Annotated in this window: 26 protein-coding genes; 22 read left to right on the plus strand and 4 right to left on the minus strand. The window is 70.3% G+C overall.

Annotated features, from left to right (window positions below; translation table 11 throughout):
• Positions 1-1,029: 1,029 nt before the first annotated feature.
• The 21 genes from ABD346_RS36800 to ABD346_RS36900 all read left to right on the plus strand — a co-directional run bounded on the left by ABD346_RS36800 (position 1,030) and on the right by ABD346_RS36900 (position 17,941).
• Entirely contained in the window at positions 1,030-1,377 is a 348-nt protein-coding gene (locus ABD346_RS36800) for a hypothetical protein (protein WP_344380670.1), read from the plus strand.
• 71 nt (positions 1,378-1,448) lie between these two features.
• On the plus strand, positions 1,449-1,979 hold the full coding sequence (locus tag ABD346_RS36805; protein WP_344380671.1) for a hypothetical protein: 531 nt from the start codon (positions 1,449-1,451) through the stop codon (positions 1,977-1,979).
• A gap of 126 nt (positions 1,980-2,105) precedes the next feature.
• Positions 2,106-3,110, plus strand: a complete 1,005-nt coding sequence (locus ABD346_RS36810) for a DUF932 domain-containing protein (RefSeq protein WP_344380672.1) — start codon at positions 2,106-2,108, stop codon at positions 3,108-3,110.
• Between the two features lie 70 nt (positions 3,111-3,180).
• Positions 3,181-3,375 (plus strand): hypothetical protein, encoded by a 195-nt coding sequence (locus tag ABD346_RS36815; RefSeq protein ID WP_344380673.1) that lies wholly within the window; start codon positions 3,181-3,183, stop codon positions 3,373-3,375.
• Between the two features lie 455 nt (positions 3,376-3,830).
• Entirely contained in the window at positions 3,831-4,349 is a 519-nt protein-coding gene (locus ABD346_RS36820) for a hypothetical protein (protein ID WP_344380674.1), read from the plus strand.
• Between the two features lie 332 nt (positions 4,350-4,681).
• A complete protein-coding gene (locus ABD346_RS36825; protein ID WP_344380675.1) occupies positions 4,682-5,893 on the plus strand; it encodes a hypothetical protein in 1,212 nt (403 codons plus the stop codon).
• A 164-nt stretch (positions 5,894-6,057) separates the two neighbouring features.
• A complete protein-coding gene (locus ABD346_RS36830) occupies positions 6,058-6,693 on the plus strand; it encodes a hypothetical protein (RefSeq protein ID WP_344380676.1) in 636 nt (211 codons plus the stop codon).
• 17 nt (positions 6,694-6,710) lie between these two features.
• Complete coding sequence (locus ABD346_RS36835; RefSeq protein WP_344380677.1) at positions 6,711-6,875, plus strand: hypothetical protein; 165 nt, start codon at positions 6,711-6,713, stop codon at positions 6,873-6,875.
• A gap of 270 nt (positions 6,876-7,145) precedes the next feature.
• Positions 7,146-8,030, plus strand: a complete 885-nt coding sequence (locus tag ABD346_RS36840) for a DUF3560 domain-containing protein (RefSeq protein WP_344380678.1) — start codon at positions 7,146-7,148, stop codon at positions 8,028-8,030.
• A gap of 395 nt (positions 8,031-8,425) precedes the next feature.
• On the plus strand, positions 8,426-9,163 hold the full coding sequence (locus tag ABD346_RS36845; protein WP_344380679.1) for a methyltransferase: 738 nt from the start codon (positions 8,426-8,428) through the stop codon (positions 9,161-9,163).
• A gap of 28 nt (positions 9,164-9,191) precedes the next feature.
• Complete coding sequence (locus ABD346_RS36850; RefSeq protein ID WP_344380680.1) at positions 9,192-9,380, plus strand: hypothetical protein; 189 nt, start codon at positions 9,192-9,194, stop codon at positions 9,378-9,380.
• Positions 9,381-9,560: 180 nt separating this feature from the next.
• A complete protein-coding gene (locus ABD346_RS36855) occupies positions 9,561-11,018 on the plus strand; it encodes a ParB N-terminal domain-containing protein (protein ID WP_344380681.1) in 1,458 nt (485 codons plus the stop codon).
• A gap of 70 nt (positions 11,019-11,088) precedes the next feature.
• The gene (locus ABD346_RS36860; RefSeq protein ID WP_344380682.1) at positions 11,089-11,343 is read left to right on the plus strand and encodes a hypothetical protein; all 255 of its coding nucleotides are present in this window, start codon (positions 11,089-11,091) and stop codon (positions 11,341-11,343) included.
• Between the two features lie 90 nt (positions 11,344-11,433).
• Complete coding sequence (locus ABD346_RS36865; protein WP_344380683.1) at positions 11,434-11,733, plus strand: hypothetical protein; 300 nt, start codon at positions 11,434-11,436, stop codon at positions 11,731-11,733.
• A gap of 101 nt (positions 11,734-11,834) precedes the next feature.
• A complete protein-coding gene (locus ABD346_RS36870; protein WP_344380684.1) occupies positions 11,835-12,206 on the plus strand; it encodes a hypothetical protein in 372 nt (123 codons plus the stop codon).
• Positions 12,207-12,358: 152 nt separating this feature from the next.
• Complete coding sequence (locus ABD346_RS36875) at positions 12,359-12,907, plus strand: single-stranded DNA-binding protein (RefSeq protein WP_344380685.1); 549 nt, start codon at positions 12,359-12,361, stop codon at positions 12,905-12,907.
• A 75-nt stretch (positions 12,908-12,982) separates the two neighbouring features.
• Positions 12,983-14,212 (plus strand): hypothetical protein, encoded by a 1,230-nt coding sequence (locus tag ABD346_RS36880; protein WP_344380686.1) that lies wholly within the window; start codon positions 12,983-12,985, stop codon positions 14,210-14,212.
• A 146-nt stretch (positions 14,213-14,358) separates the two neighbouring features.
• Positions 14,359-14,922: a hypothetical protein gene (locus ABD346_RS36885; protein WP_344380687.1), complete on the plus strand. Its 564-nt coding sequence runs from the start codon at positions 14,359-14,361 to the stop codon at positions 14,920-14,922.
• Positions 14,919-15,425 carry a DUF6248 family natural product biosynthesis protein gene (locus tag ABD346_RS36890; protein ID WP_344380688.1) on the plus strand — a complete coding sequence of 169 codons (507 nt, stop codon included), beginning with the start codon at positions 14,919-14,921 and terminating at the stop codon, positions 15,423-15,425. Before ABD346_RS36885 ends, ABD346_RS36890 begins: the two co-directional genes overlap by 4 nt.
• 1,139 nt (positions 15,426-16,564) lie before the next feature.
• Positions 16,565-16,924 (plus strand): hypothetical protein, encoded by a 360-nt coding sequence (locus ABD346_RS36895; RefSeq protein ID WP_344380689.1) that lies wholly within the window; start codon positions 16,565-16,567, stop codon positions 16,922-16,924.
• A 99-nt stretch (positions 16,925-17,023) separates the two neighbouring features.
• The gene (locus ABD346_RS36900; RefSeq protein ID WP_344380690.1) at positions 17,024-17,941 is read left to right on the plus strand and encodes a helix-turn-helix transcriptional regulator; all 918 of its coding nucleotides are present in this window, start codon (positions 17,024-17,026) and stop codon (positions 17,939-17,941) included.
• A gap of 275 nt (positions 17,942-18,216) precedes the next feature.
• Here the strand turns inward: ABD346_RS36900 and ABD346_RS36905 are convergent, their stop codons facing one another.
• The 4 genes from ABD346_RS36905 to ABD346_RS36920 form a co-directional block, all read right to left on the minus strand.
• Complete coding sequence (locus tag ABD346_RS36905) at positions 18,217-19,335, minus strand: phosphoenolpyruvate carboxykinase (ATP) (RefSeq protein ID WP_344380691.1); 1,119 nt, start codon at positions 19,333-19,335, stop codon at positions 18,217-18,219.
• Positions 19,332-20,237 carry a lactate/malate family dehydrogenase gene (locus ABD346_RS36910; protein ID WP_344380692.1) on the minus strand — a complete coding sequence of 302 codons (906 nt, stop codon included), beginning with the start codon at positions 20,235-20,237 and terminating at the stop codon, positions 19,332-19,334. Before ABD346_RS36910 ends, ABD346_RS36905 begins: the two co-directional genes overlap by 4 nt.
• Positions 20,234-21,391 carry a hypothetical protein gene (locus ABD346_RS36915; RefSeq protein ID WP_344380693.1) on the minus strand — a complete coding sequence of 386 codons (1,158 nt, stop codon included), beginning with the start codon at positions 21,389-21,391 and terminating at the stop codon, positions 20,234-20,236. The genes ABD346_RS36910 and ABD346_RS36915 overlap by 4 nt, the downstream gene beginning before the upstream one ends.
• Positions 21,392-21,511: 120 nt before the next feature.
• Positions 21,512-21,841 carry a hypothetical protein gene (locus tag ABD346_RS36920; protein ID WP_344380694.1) on the minus strand — a complete coding sequence of 110 codons (330 nt, stop codon included), beginning with the start codon at positions 21,839-21,841 and terminating at the stop codon, positions 21,512-21,514.
• A 183-nt stretch (positions 21,842-22,024) separates the two neighbouring features.
• Here ABD346_RS36920 and ABD346_RS36925 point away from each other — a divergent pair, with 183 nt between their 5' ends.
• Positions 22,025-23,299 (plus strand): NsdA family TPR-like regulatory protein, encoded by a 1,275-nt coding sequence (locus ABD346_RS36925; protein ID WP_344380695.1) that lies wholly within the window; start codon positions 22,025-22,027, stop codon positions 23,297-23,299.
• The last annotated feature ends 56 nt before the right edge of the window (positions 23,300-23,355 follow it).

The following is a 23,355-nucleotide window of genomic DNA, read 5'->3' on the forward strand; positions in this document are numbered from 1 at the left end:
CCCGCGGAGCGGGTTCCCATGCGCTGCGCGCATGGCAGTGACACGCCTCGCTACGCTCGCCGTGAACTCCCGTGCTCCGCACGGGAGTTGCGCCCGCTGCGCGGGCGCCCAGCCCTTCGGGCTGGTGAAGTCCTCCGCTTCGCTACGGACTTCCGGCCCGGCTCCGCCAGGCCTATGAAGAGACAAACGGCCGCTACGCGGCCTGAAGAGCAGTCAGCTCCGCTGCCTGCTCCGGAGCTTTCCGGCTCCGCCTCCAAGCCCCAAAAGGCCCGCTACGCGAGCCAGGCTGGCTACGAACGAGGGTGACTGATGCATCACATCGAAAGCAGCATGTATCTTTGGGGATTTTCGAGCACTACCCCAACCACACTCCACACCACTCAGTGAACCCGGAACGAGAACCGCACGAAAAACCGAGACCGGGAAACCCGCCAGCGATCCGCACGCCCGGAAAGCAGAATACCCACCCGCCCTCAACATCATGCCCAACAAGGAATTCTGACGAAACCTCAAAACGACCCGCCAAGCCGAAGAGCTCAGAGCCCCGACAGCGACCCGGGCCGCGAGCCGACCCCAGGACTCTCTGCCCGGACGGAAGCCAGACCCACAGACGGCTGCACAGGCCGCCACGCCACCCCAACCCGCGCGAGGCCCCCGGCCGAGCGCACCACCAACCCACGCCTGCCCATCCCCGCCGCACCCGCAGACCAAGCCCCCACCCTCCTTTTTTGATCATTGGGCGCAGGGAGTCGGGTAGAAGGGGATGTCAGACCGCCCTCCACACGAAAACCCTGCGGTGACCAGGGACTTTGCCCGGGGCGGCAGGAGCGGAGGGGGAGTTGTCGAACCAGTTGCTGGAGCAGTTGTCGAACCGGATGACACGCCAGTTATGAGCTTCCCGAGGGATCGGGTGCAACGCGCGGTGTTGAGAAAGGTGTTGGACACAGAGCCTGAGTTAGGTATTATGGAACATGTCAGGGGATGGCACCCCGGACACCGCCGAAAGTCCGTCAACCGAGAGGTATCCACATGGAACTCGTCATCTCCGAGGGCATCGTTCGCAGCCAGGCTCAGGGGCCCGACACGGTGCACGCGCGGAGGGCGCGCAGCGTCGCCAACTTCCTTCCCCGGCCTGAGTTGCTGCGGGACGCGGTCATCGTCCACAACACGGATGAGAACTACACCGGGCTGCGCTTCGACACCGCCGCTGGTCCCGTGGTCGTGATGATGCCGGTGGCCGCCGGATTTGAGTTCAACGTCGTACACGAATCGGAGACCGGCCCGAAGATCCTCGGCAGCATCAAGGGCGCGGCCCTCCCGGCACGAGCGATTGCCTACCGGGTCAGCGAATTTCTCCGGCTGAAGGGGCTTAAGTAACCCCCGGGTGCCGCCCGGAATCACCGGGCGGCACCCCCTGAACCTCTCTCACCGAAAAGGAGAATCCTGAAATGACCCTCACACAACTGGGCATGGCGTCGCACGAGGAGCCCGAGGAGCGCCAGGAGCTGAGCGAGCACGAAGAGGAGCAGTCGGAGGCCGCTTTTGCCCAGGCGCTGCGGGACTCTGCCCTTCCGGGCGGGGAGCCCTACTCTCTGCCGCACGAGTTGGAGTCGGCGATGCGGTCTCTGTTCCGGGTGGGGTGGGTGTACGGGGTCCGTTCCGGGCACACCGGTCCCGCGTTGGCGAACGTGCCGCTTCCTGCGAGGAGTCTGCGGGAGCGTCTCGGGTCGGTGGTCGCGGCTGCGCTCTGTACCGCGTTGGGGCGCCCCAGGCTCATGCAGAAGGTCAGGTATCACGGCAGTCTGTCCGAGTACCACGGCCGCTACTGGGTCACGCGCATTGACGAGAAGGTCACGCCGCTCGGGGATGTGTCGTTCAAGTACGAGTTGAGCGAGTGGACGGGCGCGCGGTTCCGGTGCGTGGTGTCCAACGTGAACGCGCACAGTGTCTCGGGTCTGCCGGAGTACTTCGACCGGTAGGCCGGCCGCCGGGTGGGGCACGCCGAATTTATTCGGTTGCCCCACCCTCGGAACTAGGTATTATTGAACATGTCAGAGGTTGGCGCCCCTGACACCGCCGAAAGACCGTCACCGAAAGGACGCCTCATGGCTCACGAGATCGAGCAGTTCAGCGACGGGACCGCCGCTTTCGCCTCCGCCCGCACCAGCGCGTGGCACAAGCTCGGCACCGTCACCACCGACGCCATGACCGCAGAAGAGGCCATGACCACCGCCTACCTTGCGGGGTGGAACGTGCGCAAGCTCGGCCTCTCCGCAACCGAGCTGCATCCGGATGCCGTGGAGAACATCGAGGTGCCCACTCACTTCGCCAGCGTCCGCACCAACCCGAAGACCGGCCGTACCGAGGCGCTGGGCGTGGTCGGCCCGGACTACACGCCCGTGCAGAACGAAGAGCACGCCGAGTTCCTGAACCTGCTGGCCGACGAGTCCGGGGCCCACTTCGAGACGGCCGGATCGCTCAAGAACGGCCGCCAGGTGTTCCTCACGATGAAGATGCCGCACGGCATGACCATCGGGGCCAGTGACCGCACAGACCTGTACATCGCGGCATTCAACAGCCACGACGGAAGCTCGGCATTCCGGGTGGTGGTGACCCCGGTACGAGTGGTGTGCGCTAACACCCAGCGCGCGGCGATCAACGGCGCGGTGTCGTCGTACTCCGTCCGGCACACCTCCGGGGCCCGGGGCCGTATCGCCCAGGCACGCGAAGCGCTCGGCCTGGTATGGGAGTACGCGGCAGAATTCGAGAAGGCCGCCCAGCGCATGGTCGAGGCCGAAATGACCCTCAACGAGCTGCGCACGGTCGTTGACCGCCTGTGGCCCGAGGTCAAGAAGGACAGCCCCCGCGCGACCACCAACCACGAGCAGCGGCAGGGCCAGATCGCCCACCTGTTCCAGCACGCGGCCACACAGGATGGGATTCGCGGGACGCGGTGGGCCGCGTACAACGCCCTCACCGAGTACGCCAACCACGAGGCCCCGAGCCATGGCCGGACCCCCCAGGAGAAGGCCGCCGCCCGCGCGGAGCGTGTGATCAGCGGAGCCGCTGACGCCCTGATGGAACGCGCCTTCGCCCTGACCACGGTCTGACCCATCCCACCATCCGGCCTTGGGAGCACCGGCTCCACGCTCCCAAGGCCGCACATCCGAAGGAGACTTCGTGACTGCGTTCTGTACGGGGCGCAGGCCGGAACCCGGCACTGTCTTCACGTTCACCGCGAAGGACACGCGGCCGAAGTTCTACCGCCTCCACGGCCGCCGCATGGGGCTGTGCCCTGCCTGCCACCGCATCGTGCCCGTCCTCACACGCGGCTCCCTCACCCTCCTGCGGCACCGGGTTCGCGCCGCCAACTGACCCCCGCCACCCGGCCATCCGGCGCCGCCATGCCGCCCCCTGAGCGGCGCCGGACCACCCTGTAAGCGCAGCGCCCCCAGCCGCCCGGCGCGAAGCGTCGGCCCCACGCTCCCCACGCGCAGCGTGGGGCCGGGGCGCCACCCTGCGGTGGGCGCAGCGAACCGCCGCCCCCGGGCACAGCGCGCAGCGCTGGCGACCCCGCTGCGCGGGGAAACCAAGCGGACTCCCCCGCCCCTCCTCCGGCTGCTCGCCGTGTCCCCCACCCGTACAGCGATCCCCCTGGAACTCCCGTGCCTGAAGACGAAAACGACCGGGCCATCCCCACCATCCCGCGCCCCCGCCGCCCCGCCGACGAACCCGCGCCCCGTATCCCCCCGCAGGACCACCCCCGCGAGGAGTAGGCCCTGCTCCCGGCCGACAGCTGTCCGCGCTCACCGCCCTGAGGAGACACCGCCATGAGCGATCCCGAGATGGAGCCGCAGAACCCCACCGCCCCCGTGGACACCGACGTGTTGAGTCTGGGGCGTGCGGTCACCGCCCTGTCGCGTCTGCTCGCCGTGATCGGGCCCGGAGACCACCACATCGTGGGTTCCCGGGGCTGCACCGACATCACTACCGCGCGCACCAACGTTGTCATCGCTACCGCGCACATCGACGTCCTCCCACTCAGCACGGGAATGCTCATCTCCCACAGCCCCGCCGAAACGGCGTGTCTTGCTGCTCTGGTCGGCCAGGCGTTCAGCGACCCGACCGGAACCGGGGGCGCACTCGTGGTGCGCACCCGAGGTTCCCAGGAAACGGCCGAGCGGGTGCGCGGGTGGCGTATGCGGGGTGGCTGGCTGCTCCCGCTCACCGCCGCAGAGGTTTTCTCGGCGTACTGCACGGACGCACTGACCGGTGACCCCCTCTCCCCTGAGTCCGATGTCGAGTACAGCGCGGGTCTGTCCATCCCCACCCCGGAAGAGATCTCCTAGCCGTCCCGCTACCGGCCGTCCGGCGCCATCAGCCCACCGACCTGGTGACGCCGGACCGGCCACCCAGCGCAGCGCCCCCCAGTCCGACGCGCAGCGCCGGACCATCCCGCCCACGCGCAGCGTGGGGCCGAGCCGTCCGGCGGTGAGCGCAGCGAACCGCCCCCCTGGCACAGCGCGCAGCGCTGAACCCACCCGCTCCGCGGGGACCAGTGCAGTTGCCCCGGCCACGTCCGGCCGCTCGCCGTGCCGGCCACGTCAGCCGGTTCGCGTCCTGACCGTGGCCACCCCGGCGGCTGACCCGGCCGCCCTGCCTCATCACCGTGGAGAACACCATGTCCTTGCTCAACCCGTCCGAACTGGCCGCGTTCGCCTACCAGGTCGCGCCTCTGCTCGGAACGCAGTGCCGCGCCCTGCCCGACGACAGCCGGGACGACGCTGTCAGGATCGTTGACGACGAGGGCCGCGCCCTGCTCCTGTACCAGGAGGAGGCGAAGCCTCAGCGGCTGTTCGTCACCGTCCGTCTGCCCGAAGCCGCCGAGGCGGCGGGCTTCACGGTGCGGCCGGTCACGGTCGCGGCCGGATGCACACCAGCGCATGCGGCTGCCCATATCCGCCGACGTCTGTTGCCCGCCCACGCCCGTGTCCTGGCCGCGTTCCATGCCCTGCCCACCGGTCCGGCCGACGTACCCGAAGACCGGGGCGCCGACGTCGGCGAAGCCGACTCTCCCCCCTCTCCGTCTGCCGTCCAGCGCGCTACAGCAGCACTGACCGCTGTAGCGCCTGCGTGCGACGCGGGCAGCTGCGACGGGTGGGTGATCGGTGAACGTCCCAGCCGACGCCGCTCGTTGCCCGCCGTGTGGTGGCAGACCGCCCGGAGCGCGGGAGCCACCGAACAGGCCGGGAACGGCGAGCTCGCCATGGCCCCGTTTCTCGCCGACGCGCTGCGCCGTGCGGGGCTGGTCACCACCGAGCCCCGTCACGGTCGCTGGGTGTTCTTCGCCGCACCACCGCAGGCTCCGGACGGGCCGCGGTACACCGCCGAGGCCTCCCCGGAGCGCCGCGCATCGTGGGACGTTATGGACCGGCACACCGGGGCCAAGGTGCGCGGCTCGGGCGACCAGGAGCACGCCGCGTACTTCGCGGAGTCTCTCAACACCGAGCACGACGTACGGCAGAAACTGCACGTTGCCTCGCTGGAACTGCCTGGAATCCAGGCCGGCGCCGAAGAGGAGATGCGTCTACGGGTGGTCGCTGTCGCGCTGGCCCGGCGCGGGTTCGCCCCCTACGGCCTGGACGCGGTCGACCACGCGGACGTCCCCGGATTCCTGGTCGTCAGCTGCTCGAACACACCTGGACAGGTGGCAGTTCACCGGGTGCTCGACCCGTGGGGCAGCACGCGGCCGGAGCCGGGCAACGCAGGCGCCGGCACCGCGCGCCGTTTCGACCGCGACCTTGCGGCATACGCCCGCTGCCTGAACGGCCCCGGGCGCCGGGCCGCCGTGGACGGCGAGCACGTACGCGTGCAGATCACGGAGACGGCATAGGCCATGGGGCAGCCCGAAAAAAGGGTTGCCCCCAACTCGCGAGTGCGTATTATTGAACGTGTCGACGAGCTAGCCCCGGCTTCTGAACGCCGGGTACGGACCGTGCCCGCTCGACGGGCCGTTTCCGCTCGCCATCCCCACACCCCGAGCAAAGGACGCTTCCGATGCGCCTGTACGACCTGCCCGCAGGAGCTGTCACCACAACCGGCTCCGGGATCACCACCGTCGAGGCTCACGAACTCCGCGAGGGCGACCTCATCGAGGTCAGCGGCACCACGGTCATCGTGACCGGCACCGAACCGAGCGACCTCCCCGGAATGACCCGACTGCCCATCAGTTACCACCCGTACGACACCGAGACGGTGCGAACCCAGTGGTGGACCCTCCCCTCTGACAGCCTTCTCACCCCTGTCCTGCTGCTGCGCACCGAGCACGTGGACTGCGCGCTGTGCAAGCCGGGCGCCAACAGCTACGAGGTCGTGGTCGACCGCGTCAGCGAGGGCCGGATCCAGTCCTGGGTATGCGAGGCGCACCTAGAGCAGCTCCCCGCCCTCCCGCCCGTCGCCCGCACGGCCCTTCCCGATGCCACGGCAGAGGAGGCCATCACCTACAACCGGGCACGCAAAGCACTGCCGATCGCGCAGTTGCTCGTTCGCTCCCGTCGCTCCACCTGTACCGAAGCCGAGATCGATGCGGCAGGCCTGGCGCTCGGCTGGCCGACCGTCTCCCCCGAAACGCGCGCAGCAGTCCGGGCCAACTTCGGCGTGCTGCGCACCGGCCCCAAGCGCTACCAGCGCTGACAGCCCACCAAGCCAGCATGCCCGCGCCCCGCGACCATTCCCCGTTCCTCCCCGCCGACTTCGACGAGCCGTGTGAGGACTGCGAAGCCCCCGCCGGGTCCTACTGCCGCTCCACCTGCCACTCCGGCTACACCGCCGACGACGCCCGCGCAGACACGCGCCGCCGGGAAACGCCCGCCTGACCGAGTCAGGTGATCCCCCGAAGAGCACCGCACTCCCGCGGGCTGCCGCCGACACCGGTGTCCCGGGCCATCAGGCGCGCGGTTGCGGAGGCTGGCTGTCTCCGTCACCGCGCGCCCCGTCGCTGAGCCAAGAATCGGAGTTCCCATGTCCACCATCGAGATCACCCATAGCCGCCGCGAAGGCACCCGAATCGAGGGTACGACCAAGGGCAGCAAGGCGGTCGAAGTCCTCAAGGCCCGCCACTACCCGTCGGGTTACACCCAGCCCGCATGCTGGGCAGCTGGTACCTGCCGCACAGCCGCGACAAGAAGGCCCCCACCGCCATGCTGGAAGCGCTCGCCGACCGGCTGCGCTCCGCAGGCTTCACCGTCACGCTCACCATCGACAACAACGACCGCCGCACCTTCGCCGAGGCCGAAACCGAACGCGTCGAGCGCGCCGAGGACCGTGCGGAGCGGTTCGGCCAGTACGCGGACAACGCCGCCGCCCGGTCCGAGAGCGCCTGGAAGCGCGGCCACCAGATCGCCGACGGCATCCCGCTGGGACAGCCGATCCTGGTCGGCCACCACTCCGAGCGCCGCGCCCGCCGCGACCAGGAGCGCATCGACAACGCCACGCGCACCAGCATCGGTGAGCGCGACCGGGCCGCGCACTGGGCCGGTCGCGAGAAGGCCGCCGCCGGATACGCGGCGTTCCGCAAGAACCCGGCCCGCACACTGCGGCGTATCCAAACGCTGAAGGCCGATCTGCGCGCGGTGGAGAAGTGGCAGCGCGGCGAGTCCGCCAAGGGCCAGACCCGCAACACCGGCAACCCCGAGACCGTCCAGGAACTGGCCGTCGAGCACGCGGAGTTGAGCGAGCAGATCGCGTACTGGGAGAACGTCGTCGCCGAGGCCGAAAAGCAGGGCTTCAAGGTCTGGTCGAAGTCCGATTTCCAGCGCGGGGACTACGCCCGCTGCCGGGGCACCTGGTACGCCGTCCTGCGCGCCAACCCCAAGACCCTCACCGTCCCGCACATCTTCAACGGCACCGGCCGCACCGTCGTGCACGCCGACCGGAACCACTATTCCGGAACGTCGAGCCTGCCCTACGACGAGGTCACCGGCCGCATGAGCGCCGAGGAGATGCAGCACAAGCAGGACACCGCCAAGTGAAGCTGCATCCGCAAGCCGCCGGCCGCCAGCACCCACCGGCCCACGGCCAACGACACCAGGCATGCCACCGCTCAGGGCAACACTGCCGGTCCGGCGCAACCCGCCGGACCGGCCCCGACCCACTGCCCGCCGCGTGCAGGGCACTGCCCTTCCTGGCTGTCCCAACGCTCCCGCCGGACCCCAACAGGCGGCCTAGACGCAGGCGGCTCCATACGACACCCGCCGCGCCCAGCGCTCCTGCAGTTGCGCGACTCAGACCGCCCCACGCGAGAGCCGACCGTCTCACCGCCTCCCGCGGATTCCCGGCAGTACGCCCTCACACCGCCGCAACCCGGCATACCCACATCCGGCACCGCGCCCGGCCCTTCGGGCCGCAACACCCCAGGAGGATTCCCGTGAAGATCAGTGATGCCGTTCTCGACGTCCTGTCCCGTGCGCACACCGACGGGCCGCGCCTGTCCCTGTTCGAGCAGCTCGACCGCAGCGAGTATCTGGCGGTCGACAAAGTGCTGAAGGCGGCGGGCGGCAAGTGGAACCGCTCGGCAGGCGCCCACCTTTTCCCCACCAGTGCCGCGGACGCGGTCGAGGCCCTGCTGCTCACCGGCGAGGTGTGCCGGCCGCAGGACTTCGGATACTTCCCCACCCCCGCGCCCGTGGTCGAGAAACTCCTGTCGCTGGCCGACCTGCGGGCCGGTGACGAAGTCCTGGAACCGTCCGCCGGACGGGGCGCCATCGCCGCCGAGGCCGCCCGCACCTGCCCCGTCGACTGCATCGAACTGCTCGCCGACAACGCCCAGCACATTGCCAATGCCGGATACGCGCGCAGCGTGACCGTCGCTGACTTCCTCACCCTCCCCGCCGAACCGCGCTACGACCGGGTGGTCATGAACCCGCCCTTCGCCCGCCAGGCCGACATCGACCACGTCACCCACGCCCTGTCCTTCCTGCGCTCACACGGCCGCCTGACCGCCGTCATGTCCGCCGCCCTCACCTTCCGCACCAACGCCCAGACGGCCAACTTCCGCGCCCTGATCGAGCGAAGCGGCGGCTCAGTCCATGCGCTGCCCGACGGAGCGTTCAAGCCGTCCGGCACCGCCGTCCGCGCCGTCCTGGTCACCATCCCCGCTCCCTAGCACCACCCCCACCGCGAAAGGAAACGGTATGAGACACCGCACCAGGCGCCGCCTCCCCGCACGCGCCACGCCCGACACCCGCACCGTGACCCCCGACCGGCGGTGTGTGGACTGCGGAGCGCCCGGCACCCACGTCGTTGCCGTCCTGCCCCGACTCGACGGCAACGCGCGCCGGGTCCTGGCCTGCCCCCTCCACGCCGCCGCACGAGGCTGCTGACCCACCAGACCCCGATAGGAGCACCGCGATCCCTTCCTCCTGACCGCGCCGGGCCCTGGAGTGGGGCAACTGAAAAAGAGGTTGCCCCACTCCGGGTTATAGGTATTATTGAACATGTCTAAGGGTTGGCGCCCTCCGACATCGCCGAAAGACCGTCACCTCATCTCCAGGGAGCCTCACATGGCCACCTCGATTGCCCCTCCGCCCGCAGAACTCGCCGAGTCCGACGACCTGCCCCCGGTGGTCTACCTCAATGCGGCGGACATCGTCCGCGACAGCTGTAACGCCCGCGAGACCGACACCGCCCCGGACGAGACGCTCATCAGCTCCGTCACGTCGCTCGGCATCCAGGACGCGATCAGTGTCCGGCCGCTCCCGGACGGCACGTACGGAGCCTTCAAGGGATGGCGCCGGGCCCAGGCCCAGCAGGCCGCCAACGCCACCGCCGCCGACGAGCAGCGCGAGGTACGCAAGGTCCCCGCGTACGTCCGCGCGGATCTGGTGGGGCGGGATGGGTGGACCAGGTTTCTGAGCCTGGTCGAGAACGACCACCGTGAGGGCATGGCCGAGCGGGACAAGGTCCGCTCCGTCGAGCTCGCGCTGGTCGGGATGAGCGAGGTGGAGCAGACCCGGGCCGTGAAGGCGCTCAGGATGCGGCGGGGAGCCGTCAAGCACGCCCGCACCGCACAGAAGCTCGACGACGCGGCCCTGCGGCGTGCGTCGGCGGAGGGCATGGATCTGGAGCAGACCGCGCAGCTGGCCGAGGTCGCCGATGCCCCGGGTGCCGAGCGGCGGCTTCAGAACGCGCTGCGCCGGGACCAGGAGAAGAGTGAGGGCGGGCGCGGCCACTGGGACCAGGAAATGGCCCTGATCAAGGCCGAGCTGGCCGACATCCAGGCTCATGCGACGGCGATCGGGGCTCTGAGGGAGGCAGGGATCCGGCTGCTGCCGCCCCGCAACCACGTGCCCTTCGGGGAGAAGGACACCTCACGGCCGCTGTCGGAGCTGACCACCCCGCTGGGCAACCCGCTCACCGAGGCCAACCACGCCGGATGCCCCGACCACAGCGCCCGCGTGGACGACGCCCACCAGCCGGTATGGCACTGCGCCGACCCCGCCGCCCACGGACACAAGATCCGCCCCGAGGCCCGCAAGCCGAAGAACCCGCTCTCCCCCGGGGAAGCGGCCAAGCGCAGCAACTCCATTGCCAGCACCCGGGCATGGAAGGCCGCGCGCGAGCCGAGGCACGCCTTCCTCACCAAGCTCTGCCGCGCCAAGTCCCTGCCCGAAGCCGCCCGCGCCTTCGCGCTCCAGCACTTCGTGGCCCGCTGTGCCGACAAGCGCGACCCCGAGGTCCTCGGCGCGATCCTCGGAGCCAAGCCCGACAGCGGCCCGGTGCCGCTGACCGTGCCCAAGTCCCGTGACACCGCGCTTCTGTTCGCCAACGTCGCCGCCGCCTTCGAGTACGACCTGCGCGAGGACAAGGCCTGGACCGCCCTCAGCAGTGGCGCCGCCGCATGGCTGCTGCTCCTGGAATCCCTCGGCCAGGACACCAACGACTACGCCCTGTCCGAGGTCGAGGACCAGGCCGTCACCCGCTACCGGACCACCAACGACACCCCCGGCCAGACCGCCTGACCCCCACCCGCCCCGGGGCGGCGCGCACCGCCGCGCCGCCCCGGCCAGCCCAAGGAAAGGGACAGCCAGCGTGAAGATCACGCCTGAGCACATCGGAACATGCGTCGCCTGGAACGTCCGGTCCGGCGGCACCGTCATCGTCCGGCTCGCCAGTGCCAATCAGGACGGTGTCTCCTACACCTGTACCGACGGCTTCCGCGGGTACCAGCCCACCTCGTTCGCGCTGAGCCTTGACGACATCACCGCCCGCTGGCGCCCGGCCACCGCCGAAGAGACCGCCGAGTTCGAACGCCACTACCGGCCCGCCCCCGAGAACTGGGACTGACCACCCCTCACCGGACCATCGCTGGGCCCTGCCAGCGCGCTCCTGTCCTGGCAACACCTCCGGCACATCCCGCCACGGAAGGCCGACCACATGAACGTCGCAACCATCTACATCCCCGCCGCCCTTGGCCTGTGCGCGCTCACCGGCGCACTCACCGGGCATCTCGCCGCGCGCCACTTCTACGCCCTGCTCACGCTGGCTCTACTCATCCGGGGCACCGCGAACTTCCTCCAGGGCAACCCCCTGCTTACGGCCACCGACGCGGCACTCACCGCGTACTACGCCTGGCGTTGGTGGAAGAACGGCGGCGGCGACGACACCAAGCGACGACTGCGCCGACTCACCCGCCGCTTCACCCCGACCCGCCGCACCGCCCCCACCACGGGCTGAACACCAGCCGTTCATCCCACCGCTGGCCCGGCACACCCTCCATCTCCCCCAGTCCCGGCCCTTCCGGGCCGGGCTCCCCTTCACACACCAGGGAGATCACCATGTCCGACACCACACTCGCCGACGTCTGCGCCTACATCCGCAAGCTGCCCGGCCGTGCCGACATCGCGGCCGTCCAGGAAGCCTGCGCCCAGCAGCTCCTCACCCTGGACCGCGAAGCCCGGCCCGTCATCGCCTCCGGCCGCCGCGCCAGGATCACCGGCATCCGGCCCGTCTTCCTCGCCGGTCTGACCGGCACCGTCCAGGAACCCAACCGCGGCGCCACCCGCTGGCACTTCCTCCTCGACGAGGACTCCACCAACGCCCTGCGCCGCGACCCCCGCACCACGTTCACCGTCCCCAACGACACCGCGCGCTTCCGCATCCCCGGCAAGGGCATCCCCGCCGGGTGCATCGAACTCCTCGACGCCTGACATTTAGCCCGCGCGGTGCGGGAGCAGCGGGAACTCCCCTGCTCCCGCACCCCGCCCGCTCCGCGCTGCGACTAACTCCTCAGCTTCCGCCCGCACCGCTGCCGCCCCCTCCGTGGCCCGAGCCCACCCATCGAATCCTGGAGGTGCCCGAGGTGTCCAACGCCCCGCTCGTACCCGTCACCGGCACCGTGACCGGCGACGTCGAATGCCGCATCACCGAGACAGGCACCGTCATCGCCCGCTTCCGCCTCACCGCCCGCCCCCGCGAATGGGACGCCCGTACCAGGGCCTGGCGCGACGGAAAGCCCGTCGCCTACATCTGCACCCTGTGGCGGGACCTGGCACGCAACGCCGCCGAATCCCTCACCGACGGAGTCACCGTCCTCGTCCACGGCCGCATCACCGACGTCCGCGACAACACCGTGTGGCTCAGCGTCGACGAACTCGGCATCAGCCTGCGCCAGCGCATCGCCTACACCGAACAGAGCCTGCCCAGCCCCCAGGCCGCCGCCCCCATCAGCACACCGCAACCTGCCGCCATCCCGGCCGCACGCCCCGCACCACAGCCCGCCGCCATCGCACCCGCCCGCCGTACGCCGAAGGACACCCGACCGCGCTGGTGGGAGACCGAACGCTCCCAGGGCTGGCCCAGATTCGCCCCCACCAGCGTCGAGTCCGCACCCGCAGCCAAGGCCCGCTGAACCCAGCGCCCAGCCGCACGCCGGCTGCCGCGCGGGGCTCCTCCCCGTCCACTCCGCCCCTCGGAGGCGTTCGCCATGCCCCGCACCCCGCTCTGCCCTCAGCTGCCGCTGTTCGGCGCCGCGCCCTGCGACGCCGACATCGACACCGTCATCAACTGGGGCCTGGGCTGCGACTCCACCGCCTACGTCGCACGGATGCTTACCAACCCCGCCGCGTACAACATCGACCTTGAGCGCACCGTCGTCCTCTACATGGCCACCGGCAGCGAGTGGCCCGAAACCCGCCTCCTGGTCGAGAGGTTCATGCTGCCCCTGCTGCGCGAGCACAGGGTGCGGTTCGTCCAGCTCGCACGCAACGGCCACGTGCGCGCGGACGGGTTCACCGTGCTGGACGACTCCCGCCGCCCCGAGCAGTTGTTCGCGCGCGGGCCCTGGACCCTGTGGGACGACCTGGAATCCGTGGGTACCGTTCCCCAGCAGGCCGGCACCCGCAAGTGCAGCCTGTGGGCCAAGGGCGACGTCGGCGACTGGTGGCTGGGACAGCTCTTCAACGGCCGCCCCTTCCGCCAGATCATGGGCTTCAACGCCGACGAGGAAGGCCGCCGCTTCGGCGACCAGACCGCCTCCAAGATGGCCGGGCGTACTGGGGAGTTCCCGCTCATCGACTGGGGCTGGGGCAGGCAGCAGTGCGAGGCCTACCTGATGGAGCGGTTCGGTGTGCTCTGGCCCAAGTCGTACTGCACCTTCTGTTGCTTCCCGGCGTCGATGGGTGCCCTGCCCGCGCATCTGGAGCGCATGCGCTCGCACCCGGAGCTCGCGGGGGAGGTGCTGCGCCTGGAGTACACGGCGATGAGTCTCAACCCCAACGCCAAGCTCTACGGCCGCAAATCCCTGCTGAGCCTCCTCGACCCGGCCCAGCCCCGCGACCGGGCCTGCCTGGACGCTTTCGAGCGTGAACTGGACATGCCGTGGGCCCTCTACCGGGTGCGCCGCCTGTTCCTGCTGTCCGACGCGGGCAGCCGGCGCCCGGTGATGCGCTCCACCGAGCGCATCGACCTCGGCCGCCCGCAGCAGCTGGCCCGACGGCTGGACTCGATCTCCCAGCGCCACTGCGTCGAGGTCGAGCACGACCCCGCGTACGGGCGGGCCCGCGCCTGGGCCCGCCCCCGCGGCGCCACCTGGCCCATGGCCGAGGACCTTTTCGCCACCGCCCCCGCCCGCGTCATCGACAAACAGGACAAGGGCTTCGAGCGGGAGTGGAACGCCCTGCTCTCCGGCACCGCCTCCCAACTCCCCCTCACCTGAACCAACGCCCACCGCTCTTGGAAGGAACATCATGCCCATCGCGTTCCCGGCCGCAGCTCACCCCACTGGCCCCTGCCGTGCAATACCTCGCGACTCCCTCCGGGCCTGAGGTCCGGGCCGCGATGCGGGCCGGCCTGCTGGCCTGCATGACGACCCCGGCCCAGGGCAACGTGGTCCCCGACCGCTCGCTGTATGCCTGCGACAACGGGAAGTTCGGCAAAGGCTGGCCCGGCGCTGAGAAATGGTTCGCCTGGCTCCAGGCGACGGCCGACCGCTACGGCCGTGAACGCTGCCTGTGGGCCGTGGCCCCCGACGTACCGATGGACGCCGAAGCCACCCTGGCCGAGTCGCTGCCCTGGCTGGAGCCGATCCGCGCGCTGGGTCTGCCCGCCGCCTTCGCCGCCCAGGACAACAGCGAACACGGGCTCATCCCCTGGGGCCAGTTCGACATGCTGTTCCTCGCCGGATCCACCCCGTGGAAGACCGGACCCGCCGCCCAGCGCCTGGCCGTCGAGGCCCGCAAGCGCGGGCTCGCCGTCCACATGGGGCGGGTCAACTCACGCCGCCGGCTGCGCATCGCGCAGGCCTTCGGCTGCACCAGCTGCGACGGCACCTACCTCGCCTTCGGACCCACCACCAACCTCCCCCGCCTCCTGGCGTGGATGGACGAACTCCACGCCATCCCGACCCTGTTCGGAGACCACACATGACCACCCGGCTGCGCCACATCGGCGCATCGATCATGGGGATCCTTGACCCCCTCCCCTCACCCACCGCCCCGCCGATGAGCGAGACCGAGGGCGCTTGGGTGAGGGCCCATGCCTGGACCAAAGGACTTCGCCGCATCGAGGACGCCTACCCGCACGGATTCCACCGCTGGTGCGCATGCGAGCGCGGCACGTGCACCTCCTGCGCCGCAGGCCGCCACGACCGGTGCATCAGCGCCACCGGCCCCCGCACCGACCCGGACGCCGGCACCATCACCGACAGCACAGGCTTCGTCGTCGCCGTCATCCACTACGCCCCCGGCCAACGCCCCTGCCGCTGGCTCTGCCGCTGCACCCACCCCACGCCCACCGCCGAAAAGCCCGGCGGGCCGGTACCGACAGAGAGCCGAGCAACACCGCCCGCCAGGGCAAGCCCTGGCCGGACCGGGGTCCCGACCGCAGGCCGCATCACCGTCGAACAGGCCGGGCAGACCGCCCTGTTCTGACCACCGGCCCCCCGCGCTGCCACCGCCCGGCGGCACCCGCCCCTTTCCCATGAGGAAGAAGCCATGCCGCACGAACCGTGTGATCTCACCGTCGTGGAGTGAGGTGCCCATGCACATGGAGGCAGCGAACATCTCGGACGAATGGTGGAACGTTCGATTTAGGGGGTGGGCGGCGCTGGCGGAATCGGGGGCCGTCCCTGCCTCTGCCTACGTCTCAGCATTCGGCGATTTGCTGGCATTGGCATAGGTTCCCAAGTACCGTTCTGCGGATTCCAGACCAATAGCTTGCCCGCATAGGCAGGCACAGTCATATCCATGCCGATGAGTGCTACCAGCGCCGGATCTGGCACTCCATCCTCGATATAGACAAGAGCACCAGCTGTTCGAGCGCGCCGCTGCTGTCGGCGCAGTTGCCACCGCCGGATCAGGCCGCCGGAAGCTTTTCCCGCAGCGGACCCCCAAGCTTCTATCATCGACTTGGCGAATGTCGTCAGCGCTACGACAGTCCCACCCACAATGGCATCCAAGATCCCGTAGTCGAGAGTCGCAGACCTTGAACCCTCGCGCTTCCTCCCTTGGACTCGCCGCCTATAGTTCCTCCACTTCCGCCATTCTCGATCCGCACGCCAAATACTCACCCAGTAATCGCGGTCGGGTTCCATGGCGGCAGCACGGCTCAGCTCCTGGATCAAGCCCCACGAAGTGTCAAAGTTCCTGGGGGCCGATATTCCATTGATCCAATCGGCCAATGTTTCGTCACTGACCGACAAAGGTGGATCGATTTCTGAGAGGAAGCCCCATAGGTTCTCTATGCTTCCTGCTCGCACCAGAAATCTGAGCGCTTTGCTGAGTGGCGGGACTGTCGGCAGAGGACCGGGAGGGAGAGCACTGGGCGGAAAACCATCCATACTCATGAGCCGTAGTATGCCGACGATGCTGTGCAGTTCACGAGCCCTACGAGCCTTCTCGATAGGCACGGGAGAGGGCCAAGACAGGCCCCGACCACCGAGACGAAACCCAAGCCTGAGCCCAACTCGCCCACCCACCCACCCGTCCAGCCTCCCCCTCCCTGCATGACGCACTGACAAAGACATCCAGCCCGTCATCGACACCCCCTGCTGACACGAAGGACACCGACCATGGACGCGATGGGCAGCCCCACCGAACTGCTCCTGGAACTCGCTGCTTCCAGCCGCCACCTCCAGGACCCCGCCGAACTCACCGCAGCGCTCCAGACCGGCCACCACATCTGGTGCGCGGGGCTTGCGGACGTCCAGCGAGCCACCCACGCCGACTGCCGCGGCCTGAGCGATGACGCGCTGTCCATACGCTGCCGGGAAGCCGGCGCCCCCTGGGAGGACGGCGCATCGCGCAGCGAGGCGATCTCCAACCTCGTCTTCGCCCTGTGGGATGCATCGCCCGCCGCCATGGCGTACACCGCGCTCGAGCGGCGCGCCAGTGCCGCAGGGGTGTGCCTGATCCCCGAGGAAGACGTGTAGCCCGGTGGGGGCCTCGACACCCGCTCACCCGTTTGGCATTATGGAACGTGTCGCACCCAAGTGGAGTGCGGACCCATCCGAATGCCCTGGGAGAACGCGATGCCGAAGCCCGCGAGCGAGCGCCTCGTGGACACCGCGCAGATCTGCGCGGAGTTCGGCACGCACAAATCCCGCATCAGCACCTGGTACAACGACCGCGAGAACAGCGGCTTTCCCGACGCCCGCCCGGGCGAGGGCCGCAAACGCCTGTGGGCCCACGACGACGTCGCCGCGTTCTTCGCCGGCCGCGAAGCATCCCGGCCGGCCCACAAGATGCCCGCCGACTTCCACACCGCCGACCAGGGCGAGCTGCTCACCACCACCGAAGTGTCCCGCCTGCTGAACCTGAGTCCCTCAACCATCTACTGGTGGCTCAAGAACCTGCCCGGCTACTTCCCCGCCCCCGACGAGACCATCGCCGGCATGAAGTGGCGGCGCTCCACCATCGCCGCCTGGGTGACCAGCCGCCCCGGCAAGGGCCGGCGCACCGGCTCCGCCAGCAAAGCAGCCCCCCTGCCGGCCGTGGCCGCCGACGGCCCCGACGACGAACTCCTCGGCACCAAGGAAGCCGCCGCCCTGCTCGGCTACAAGAGCCTGGCCAGCTTCTCCAGCGCCCTCTACCAGGGCAACCTCCCCGAACTCAAAGAGACCGACGCCGACCGCCCGGGCCCGCGGGGCACCAACGTGAAGCTGTGGACCCGCGCCCGTATCCAGCGCCAGGCCCAAGCCCGCGGAACGAGCACCACCCCGACAGCCCCCAGCGGCAGCCCGGACGAACTCCTCGGGGCAGAGGAAGCCGCCGCCATCCTCGGATACAGCAGCGCAGCCAGCCTCACCGGCGCCCTCAACCGCGGCCGGCTCCCCGAACTTGAGGAACCCGACGAGCTCATCGCCCAGCCCGGCGGCCGCGGACGCCCCCAGCGCACGTGGAAACGCGCCCGCCTCGAACACCTCGCCAACCAGCGAGCATCCTCCTGAATAACGGCACAAACCCGGTCTTTCCCCGGGATACAGTGACTGTGGCATTCGGCTGTGGGCCCGACGAGACGCCCCGGCGGGCCGGATGACCACCTGATGGCCGGTATAGAAGGGGAACGCCAACCCCTTCCCCCGTGCCGGGTCCAGCACCCAGCGCGGAGCCGGCCATCAGTCCTGCTCGCCCCCGGCCTAAGGCCGCCCGGCAACTACTGAAAGGCGTAGGCCCCGGCCGAAGATGACTGGGGCCTACGCCGTGCGGGCCTGCTACGCGACGGTCACACTGTCGCCACCTTCGTGAGCAGCGCGGTGTTCGCGTCGGCGTCGTGGCTCAGGGTCAGGGCGTGGTGGGGGAGGGCGGCGAGCAGTTCGGCGAGGCGGTCGGCGTCTTGGCTGGTGCCGACGGGCAGCAGGTCGAATACGTCGGGGTAGCGGTCTTCGGTGGCGGCGGTGAAGAAGTCCGCGTCGGTGAGTGTCGGGGTGTGGTCGAGGGCGGTTGGCTTTGCGTCGGGGGTGACGGTGGGGAACAGGAGGCGGGCGGCGCGGCCTTCGGTGGCGAGGGTGAGGCCGAGCCAGTCGGCGAGCTGGTGCGGGTGGAATTGCGGCTTCAGTTCCTTGCCCTTGGCGTTGCGGATCGGGGTGCGGGAGCCGGTCATCAGGGCGTCGGTGACGGTCTGGTCCTGCGTGGGGTGGAGTTCCTCGCCCATCTTGACCCGGTCGGCGACCGGGTCGTACAGGCCGAGGGCGTCGAGCAGTCCGAAGCCGATGGCGGCCGCGGACGGCCAGGGCAGGACGCGTACACGGTCCCCGGCCGGCTTCACGAACACCCGGTCGTTGGCCAACAGCCGCCAGCCCTGGCGGGCCAGGATGAGGCCGACGGTGGTCTTGCCCGCCCCCTTGGGCCCGAACGTCAACACGGCTTCGCCGTGATCGTTGGTGACGGCTGAGGCGTGCAAGATCGACCAGCCGTCCATCATCAGCTGCCCCCGGATCACCTCGCGGGCCAGACGGGCGGCGGCGAGTGCGACCGCCATCGGTTCGCCGCCGACGATCCGCAGCACTCCGGCCCCGCGGTCGTAGCGGTAGGCGAGCTGGTCGTCGGGCTGTGCCGCCAGGACAGCCCGGCCGGGAGTGCGCCGGTAGAGCATCGGCGTGGTCGCGTAGGTGGTCTCCTGGTGCGGGTAGTCGAGGACGTCCTGGGTGATCGCTGCGAGCCCGGCCGGGTCGACGTCGGCCTCCACGAGATTCCAGCCGTAGGGGGCGTTCTCGGGGGCGGCGTGCCACCACTGCCCGAAGTACTGCCGGGCCCAGGCGGCGACGGGCTCGCTGTAGGAGGCGACGGTGGCCGCGCAGGTGCTGGCCTGGATGTGGGTGGCGTACTGCTGGGGGAGGGTCACGATGCGGTCCTTCGGGGCAGGTACGGGGCGGCGGCCCGGTACGCGGTATCGAGTTTGTCGGCGGCCGCCGCCAGGGCGGTGTCCTGGTCGGGCGTCAGCCGGGGCAGGGCGACGGTCGGTTGCCCGGCGGTGAACTGCACCGGCACGCCGATCCAGGCACCTTGGTGGCGGGTGGAGAGTTCGAGGGTGCCGTCGGTGAGACCGAGGGCGTGGGTGAGGGCGGCCAGGACCGCCCCGGCCGGCCCGCAGCGGGTGCGGCCGATCCCGGCGTTGATGAGTGCGGGCCTGCTTCTGGCATCGGCCACTGCCCCGTCCGGGATGAGGTCCAGCGCGTGGCCGTGGAGTGTGGTGGCGCAGGGCACCGCGCTGTCGCCGTGCTCACCGACCACGTGGGCACCGACGGCGGCCAGCGGTACACGGAGCCGGTGGGCCAGGGCGATGCGGTAGCGGGCGGTGTCGGTGTGGGAGCCGATCCCGAACACCCTGTTGATGCCCGCCACTTCGGCGAACAGGCGGGTCATGACGTCGACGGGGTTGGTCACCACGATCACCACCCCGCGGTAGCCGTTCAGGTCCCGGGCGAGACGTGCGATCACGGGGGCGTTCGCGGCCAGTCCGGCCATGCGGACGTCAGTGCGGGCGCTGTTGGTGAACAGGGCGCGCGGGCAGATGACCGCCGCGTCACAGGCGGCGAGTTCGCCCGGGCCGCGGGCGTGGCTCACCCGGGCCGGGGAGCCGGTCACCGCGGCCAGGTCTTCCAGATCGCAGGCCAGGCCCGCGGCCGCCGGCGCCGTGCGGGAGACGACTTTGACGCCGGTGCACCAGGGCGCCGTGACCAGGAGGGCGCCGACGGTCTGGCCGACGGCTCCGGCCCCGACGATTCCCACCGTATGGCCGGTCATCGCGCGACCCCTTGCGAGAGGCGGCTGAGCGCGAGGGACCAGACGGTGCGCGGGTCACGTGTGGCCAGGTCCGTGCTCACGGCATCGAGGAGACCCAGCAGGGAGGCGGCTTGCTCGGTGATGGTCACGGCCTGAGGCGGCAGGGGCAGCACCACCGGGCAGGTCAGGTAGGTGGAGACGATGTTGACGGTGTCCATCAGCCACAGCAGCACCAGCTCCCTCAGCCACGCCGACCGTTCCGTCTTGCCGAGCCCGGCCACGGCGTGCTCCGCCACGGCCGACAGGCCGGTGGTGATGGCGTGCACGGCGGCCGGGGCGGGCGGGTCCGCGAACAGGGACAGGATCAGACGGGAGAGGAGTTTCGCGTGGTCGGCCTGCGGGCGGCCGAGCCCCATGCCGGGGTCGATGAAGATCGGCGCACAGTCGGGGCCGTTGACGTACACGACGTGCTCCGGCTTGAGATCGCCGTACACGAGCGGCCGCGCGCCGGTGACCGGGGCCATCCGCATGCGCTGGAGACGGCTGACGATGGCAGTCAGCACCGAGCAGTGCGGCCCGGCCTGGCGTAAGTACGCGGCCCCAGAGAGGCCGTTGAACTTGCGGGTGAACGTCGCCGGGATCGACCGCTCGCCGATCGCTACGGCCTCCGCCTCGGCGGTGTTGATCCGGCGCAGGCCGTCGCGCAGGATGCGCAGCACGCCGGTGATCAGGGCCTCCGTGCGCTCTGGGTCCTTGGCGACCAGGTCGCCGAGGGTCGGCCCGGCCACGGGCATGGTGAAGAGCACGCCGCCGTCGAGCCCGGTCACATGCGGTGTCTTCAGGCCCGCCCGGCGCAGCAGGCGCAGTTGTCCTGCTTCGCGTGCCAACAATGCGTGGGGAGAAGCGACATAGGCGTCCTGGGCCTGCTGGACGGCCGTCCAGGAGCCGCAGGTGCCGCGCAGCACCGACACCAGCGACAGGCCGAGCAGCGAGTACTTGGCGAACAGCGGGGTGCCGTCGAGATGGATGGTCCGCACGTAACCGGTCACGGAGGGAACGTGCGTCCCCAGGTCTATCTGGGATCCCGGCCACAGGACCCGGGCCGACCGGCAGATCTGCTGGTCCGCATGCGAGAACAGGACGGTCGCCGGGATCGGCGTCATAGTGGGCGCCACGATCGCGCTCCTCTCCGGCACACCGGCTCAGCGTGCCGCTACAGGAAGGGGATGGGGCCCGCCCCGGCCGGGCGGGGCGGGGCTGCGCCGGAGGGTGGGGCCCGCCCCGGCGCAGGTCTCTCAGCGGGGCGTTCCCGCGTACTGCATGAGGTGGCGGACCGCACCGGCGAGCAGGGCCAGGCAGGCGCCGGGGTCGCCGTGCCGGCCGTCGGCGGGAAGACGGCGGGCGTAGCGGATCGACTGCTCGGCAACATCGCGGGCCCGCGACGCCGGCATGCAGCGCACCTGCGTCTGGGCCGGATCGGCGAGCAACTGGATGTAGTCCCGCAGCCGTTCCCGGCACGCCTGGGCCCGTTCCTCGCCGGGCAAGCGGGCCAGCACCTCGGCGAGCTGGACGTCCCGGGCCATGTCGGTGACCGTGGGACGGTGGCGCTGCTCGATGGTCGCCATGGGGGGCGGTCCTTCCGCAAGTCGGTGCGGCGGACCCGGGGGCCCGCACGCCATACGCAGTAAGTAACCGCCTGCCGGGGTGAGTTGGCCATGACGAAGAGCTGCATGGCCACTCGCGGAGCAACTGACGAATTGACCCGGCCTTTACTTTCCGTGATCGGCGGGTCGCCCTACCGTGACGGTATGGCGCGGAGTAAGAACCGGGCGCTCGCCACGTGGATGGCCGCGAACAACGTCGAGGTCCCCGACCTCACCGAGCTGGTCAACACCACCACGAGGCAGATCACCGGGCGAGTAGGGAAAACCAGTGAACGCACCGTGTTCCGCTGGCTCTCCGGCGAGAACCGGTGGCCCCGGGAACCACAGCGTCTCGCCCTGGCAGCAATCACCGGACGCTCCCCCACCGACCTGGGGTTCGTCCCCAACCGCCGCGCCCCATCGCAGGAGGAGCCCGTGAAACGCCGCACGTTCGTCACCGCCGCCACCGGAACCGTCCTCGCCGTCGGTGCCCCCATGGCTGCCGCCCGCCCCACCGTCGGATTCACCGAGGTGAAGGAGCTCCGCGACGAACTCACCGCGCTGTGGCTGATGGACGACACCACCGGCGGCGGCACCGAGCTGGAGAACAGAGCCAAAGGCCTCGCCGCACGGACGCTCGGCCTCCAGCGCAACGGGAGCGCCACGCAGCGGGTACGCGGCCACCTCTACTCACTGGCCGCCTCCTTCACGGCGGCCGCGATGTGGGCCGCGGTCGATGCCCGCCACTTCGACGACGCCCAACGCCACCTGGAGGAGGCCATCACCCTGGCCGGGCTGTCCGGGAACGCACAGGTCCAGCACCAGGCATGGCGCTACGCCGCCATGCTGGCCTCACAGCGCGGCCGCTACACCGACTCGGTCGCCGCCGCCGAGGCCGCCACCAACACCCGGGTGCACCGCGCCGACCCGCTGTATGCCTCCCTGTCCCACTCGCGGCTCGCGCTGTCCGCCGCCGACGCCGGCGACCGCCCCCGCGCCCTGCGCGCCCTCGACCGGGCCGCCGCCTCGTTCACGCACGCCGACCCCGGCGCGAACCGCCCGGCCAGCATGGACTTCTACACCGAGGGCGAACTCCACGGGCTGGCCGGAGCCACTCTCCTGCGCCTGGGCGACGGCGAGCGGGCCGAGTTCCACACCCACCGCGCGCTCGCCGCGCTCCGCCCCGACCAGCACCGCAACCGGGCCTACTACACCGCACAGGCCGCCCTCACCCAACTCCGACAGGGCGACATCGAGCAGGCCGTCGCCACCGCCCACCACGTCATCCCTCCCGCCGGCGCCACCACCGGCCGGGTCCCCCATCTGCTGGGCAAGTTCACCTCCGCCCTGACCATGCGCGCCCCCGACACCGCGGTCACCCGCGAGTGGATCGAGCACACCCAGACCGTCCGTACCCAACGCCAAGGAGTCACCCCGTGACCAGCAGCCCGACCACCGCCGAGCTCATCCGCTACAACCGCGACCAGCTCGACGCG

This window comes from Streptomyces mauvecolor, from assembly GCF_039532965.1.
Lineage (GTDB): Bacteria > Actinomycetota > Actinomycetes > Streptomycetales > Streptomycetaceae > Streptomyces > Streptomyces violascens.

What these genes read in the sequence shown, in the direction of transcription:
- ABD346_RS36890 (WP_344380688.1), top strand. Translation starts at nt 14,919, where the DNA reads ATGACCACCCGGCTGCGCCACATCGGCGCATCGATCATGGGGATCCTT.
- ABD346_RS36885 (WP_344380687.1), top strand. Translation starts at nt 14,359, where the DNA reads ATGACGACCCCGGCCCAGGGCAACGTGGTCCCCGACCGCTCGCTGTAT.
- ABD346_RS36805 (WP_344380671.1), top strand. Translation starts at nt 1,449, where the DNA reads ATGACCCTCACACAACTGGGCATGGCGTCGCACGAGGAGCCCGAGGAG.
- ABD346_RS36925 (WP_344380695.1), top strand. Translation starts at nt 22,025, where the DNA reads ATGGCGCGGAGTAAGAACCGGGCGCTCGCCACGTGGATGGCCGCGAAC.
- ABD346_RS36830 (WP_344380676.1), top strand. Translation starts at nt 6,058, where the DNA reads ATGCGCCTGTACGACCTGCCCGCAGGAGCTGTCACCACAACCGGCTCC.
- ABD346_RS36870 (WP_344380684.1), top strand. Translation starts at nt 11,835, where the DNA reads ATGTCCGACACCACACTCGCCGACGTCTGCGCCTACATCCGCAAGCTG.
- ABD346_RS36825 (WP_344380675.1), top strand. Translation starts at nt 4,682, where the DNA reads ATGTCCTTGCTCAACCCGTCCGAACTGGCCGCGTTCGCCTACCAGGTC.
- ABD346_RS36840 (WP_344380678.1), top strand. Translation starts at nt 7,146, where the DNA reads ATGCTGGGCAGCTGGTACCTGCCGCACAGCCGCGACAAGAAGGCCCCC.
- ABD346_RS36810 (WP_344380672.1), top strand. Translation starts at nt 2,106, where the DNA reads ATGGCTCACGAGATCGAGCAGTTCAGCGACGGGACCGCCGCTTTCGCC.
- ABD346_RS36900 (WP_344380690.1), top strand. Translation starts at nt 17,024, where the DNA reads ATGCCGAAGCCCGCGAGCGAGCGCCTCGTGGACACCGCGCAGATCTGC.
- ABD346_RS36865 (WP_344380683.1), top strand. Translation starts at nt 11,434, where the DNA reads ATGAACGTCGCAACCATCTACATCCCCGCCGCCCTTGGCCTGTGCGCG.
- ABD346_RS36850 (WP_344380680.1), top strand. Translation starts at nt 9,192, where the DNA reads ATGAGACACCGCACCAGGCGCCGCCTCCCCGCACGCGCCACGCCCGAC.
- ABD346_RS36820 (WP_344380674.1), top strand. Translation starts at nt 3,831, where the DNA reads ATGAGCGATCCCGAGATGGAGCCGCAGAACCCCACCGCCCCCGTGGAC.
- ABD346_RS36880 (WP_344380686.1), top strand. Translation starts at nt 12,983, where the DNA reads ATGCCCCGCACCCCGCTCTGCCCTCAGCTGCCGCTGTTCGGCGCCGCG.
- ABD346_RS36855 (WP_344380681.1), top strand. Translation starts at nt 9,561, where the DNA reads ATGGCCACCTCGATTGCCCCTCCGCCCGCAGAACTCGCCGAGTCCGAC.
- ABD346_RS36800 (WP_344380670.1), top strand. Translation starts at nt 1,030, where the DNA reads ATGGAACTCGTCATCTCCGAGGGCATCGTTCGCAGCCAGGCTCAGGGG.
- ABD346_RS36920 (WP_344380694.1), bottom strand. Translation starts at nt 21,841, where the DNA reads ATGGCGACCATCGAGCAGCGCCACCGTCCCACGGTCACCGACATGGCC.
- ABD346_RS36895 (WP_344380689.1), top strand. Translation starts at nt 16,565, where the DNA reads ATGGACGCGATGGGCAGCCCCACCGAACTGCTCCTGGAACTCGCTGCT.
- ABD346_RS36835 (WP_344380677.1), top strand. Translation starts at nt 6,711, where the DNA reads ATGCCCGCGCCCCGCGACCATTCCCCGTTCCTCCCCGCCGACTTCGAC.
- ABD346_RS36910 (WP_344380692.1), bottom strand. Translation starts at nt 20,237, where the DNA reads ATGACCGGCCATACGGTGGGAATCGTCGGGGCCGGAGCCGTCGGCCAG.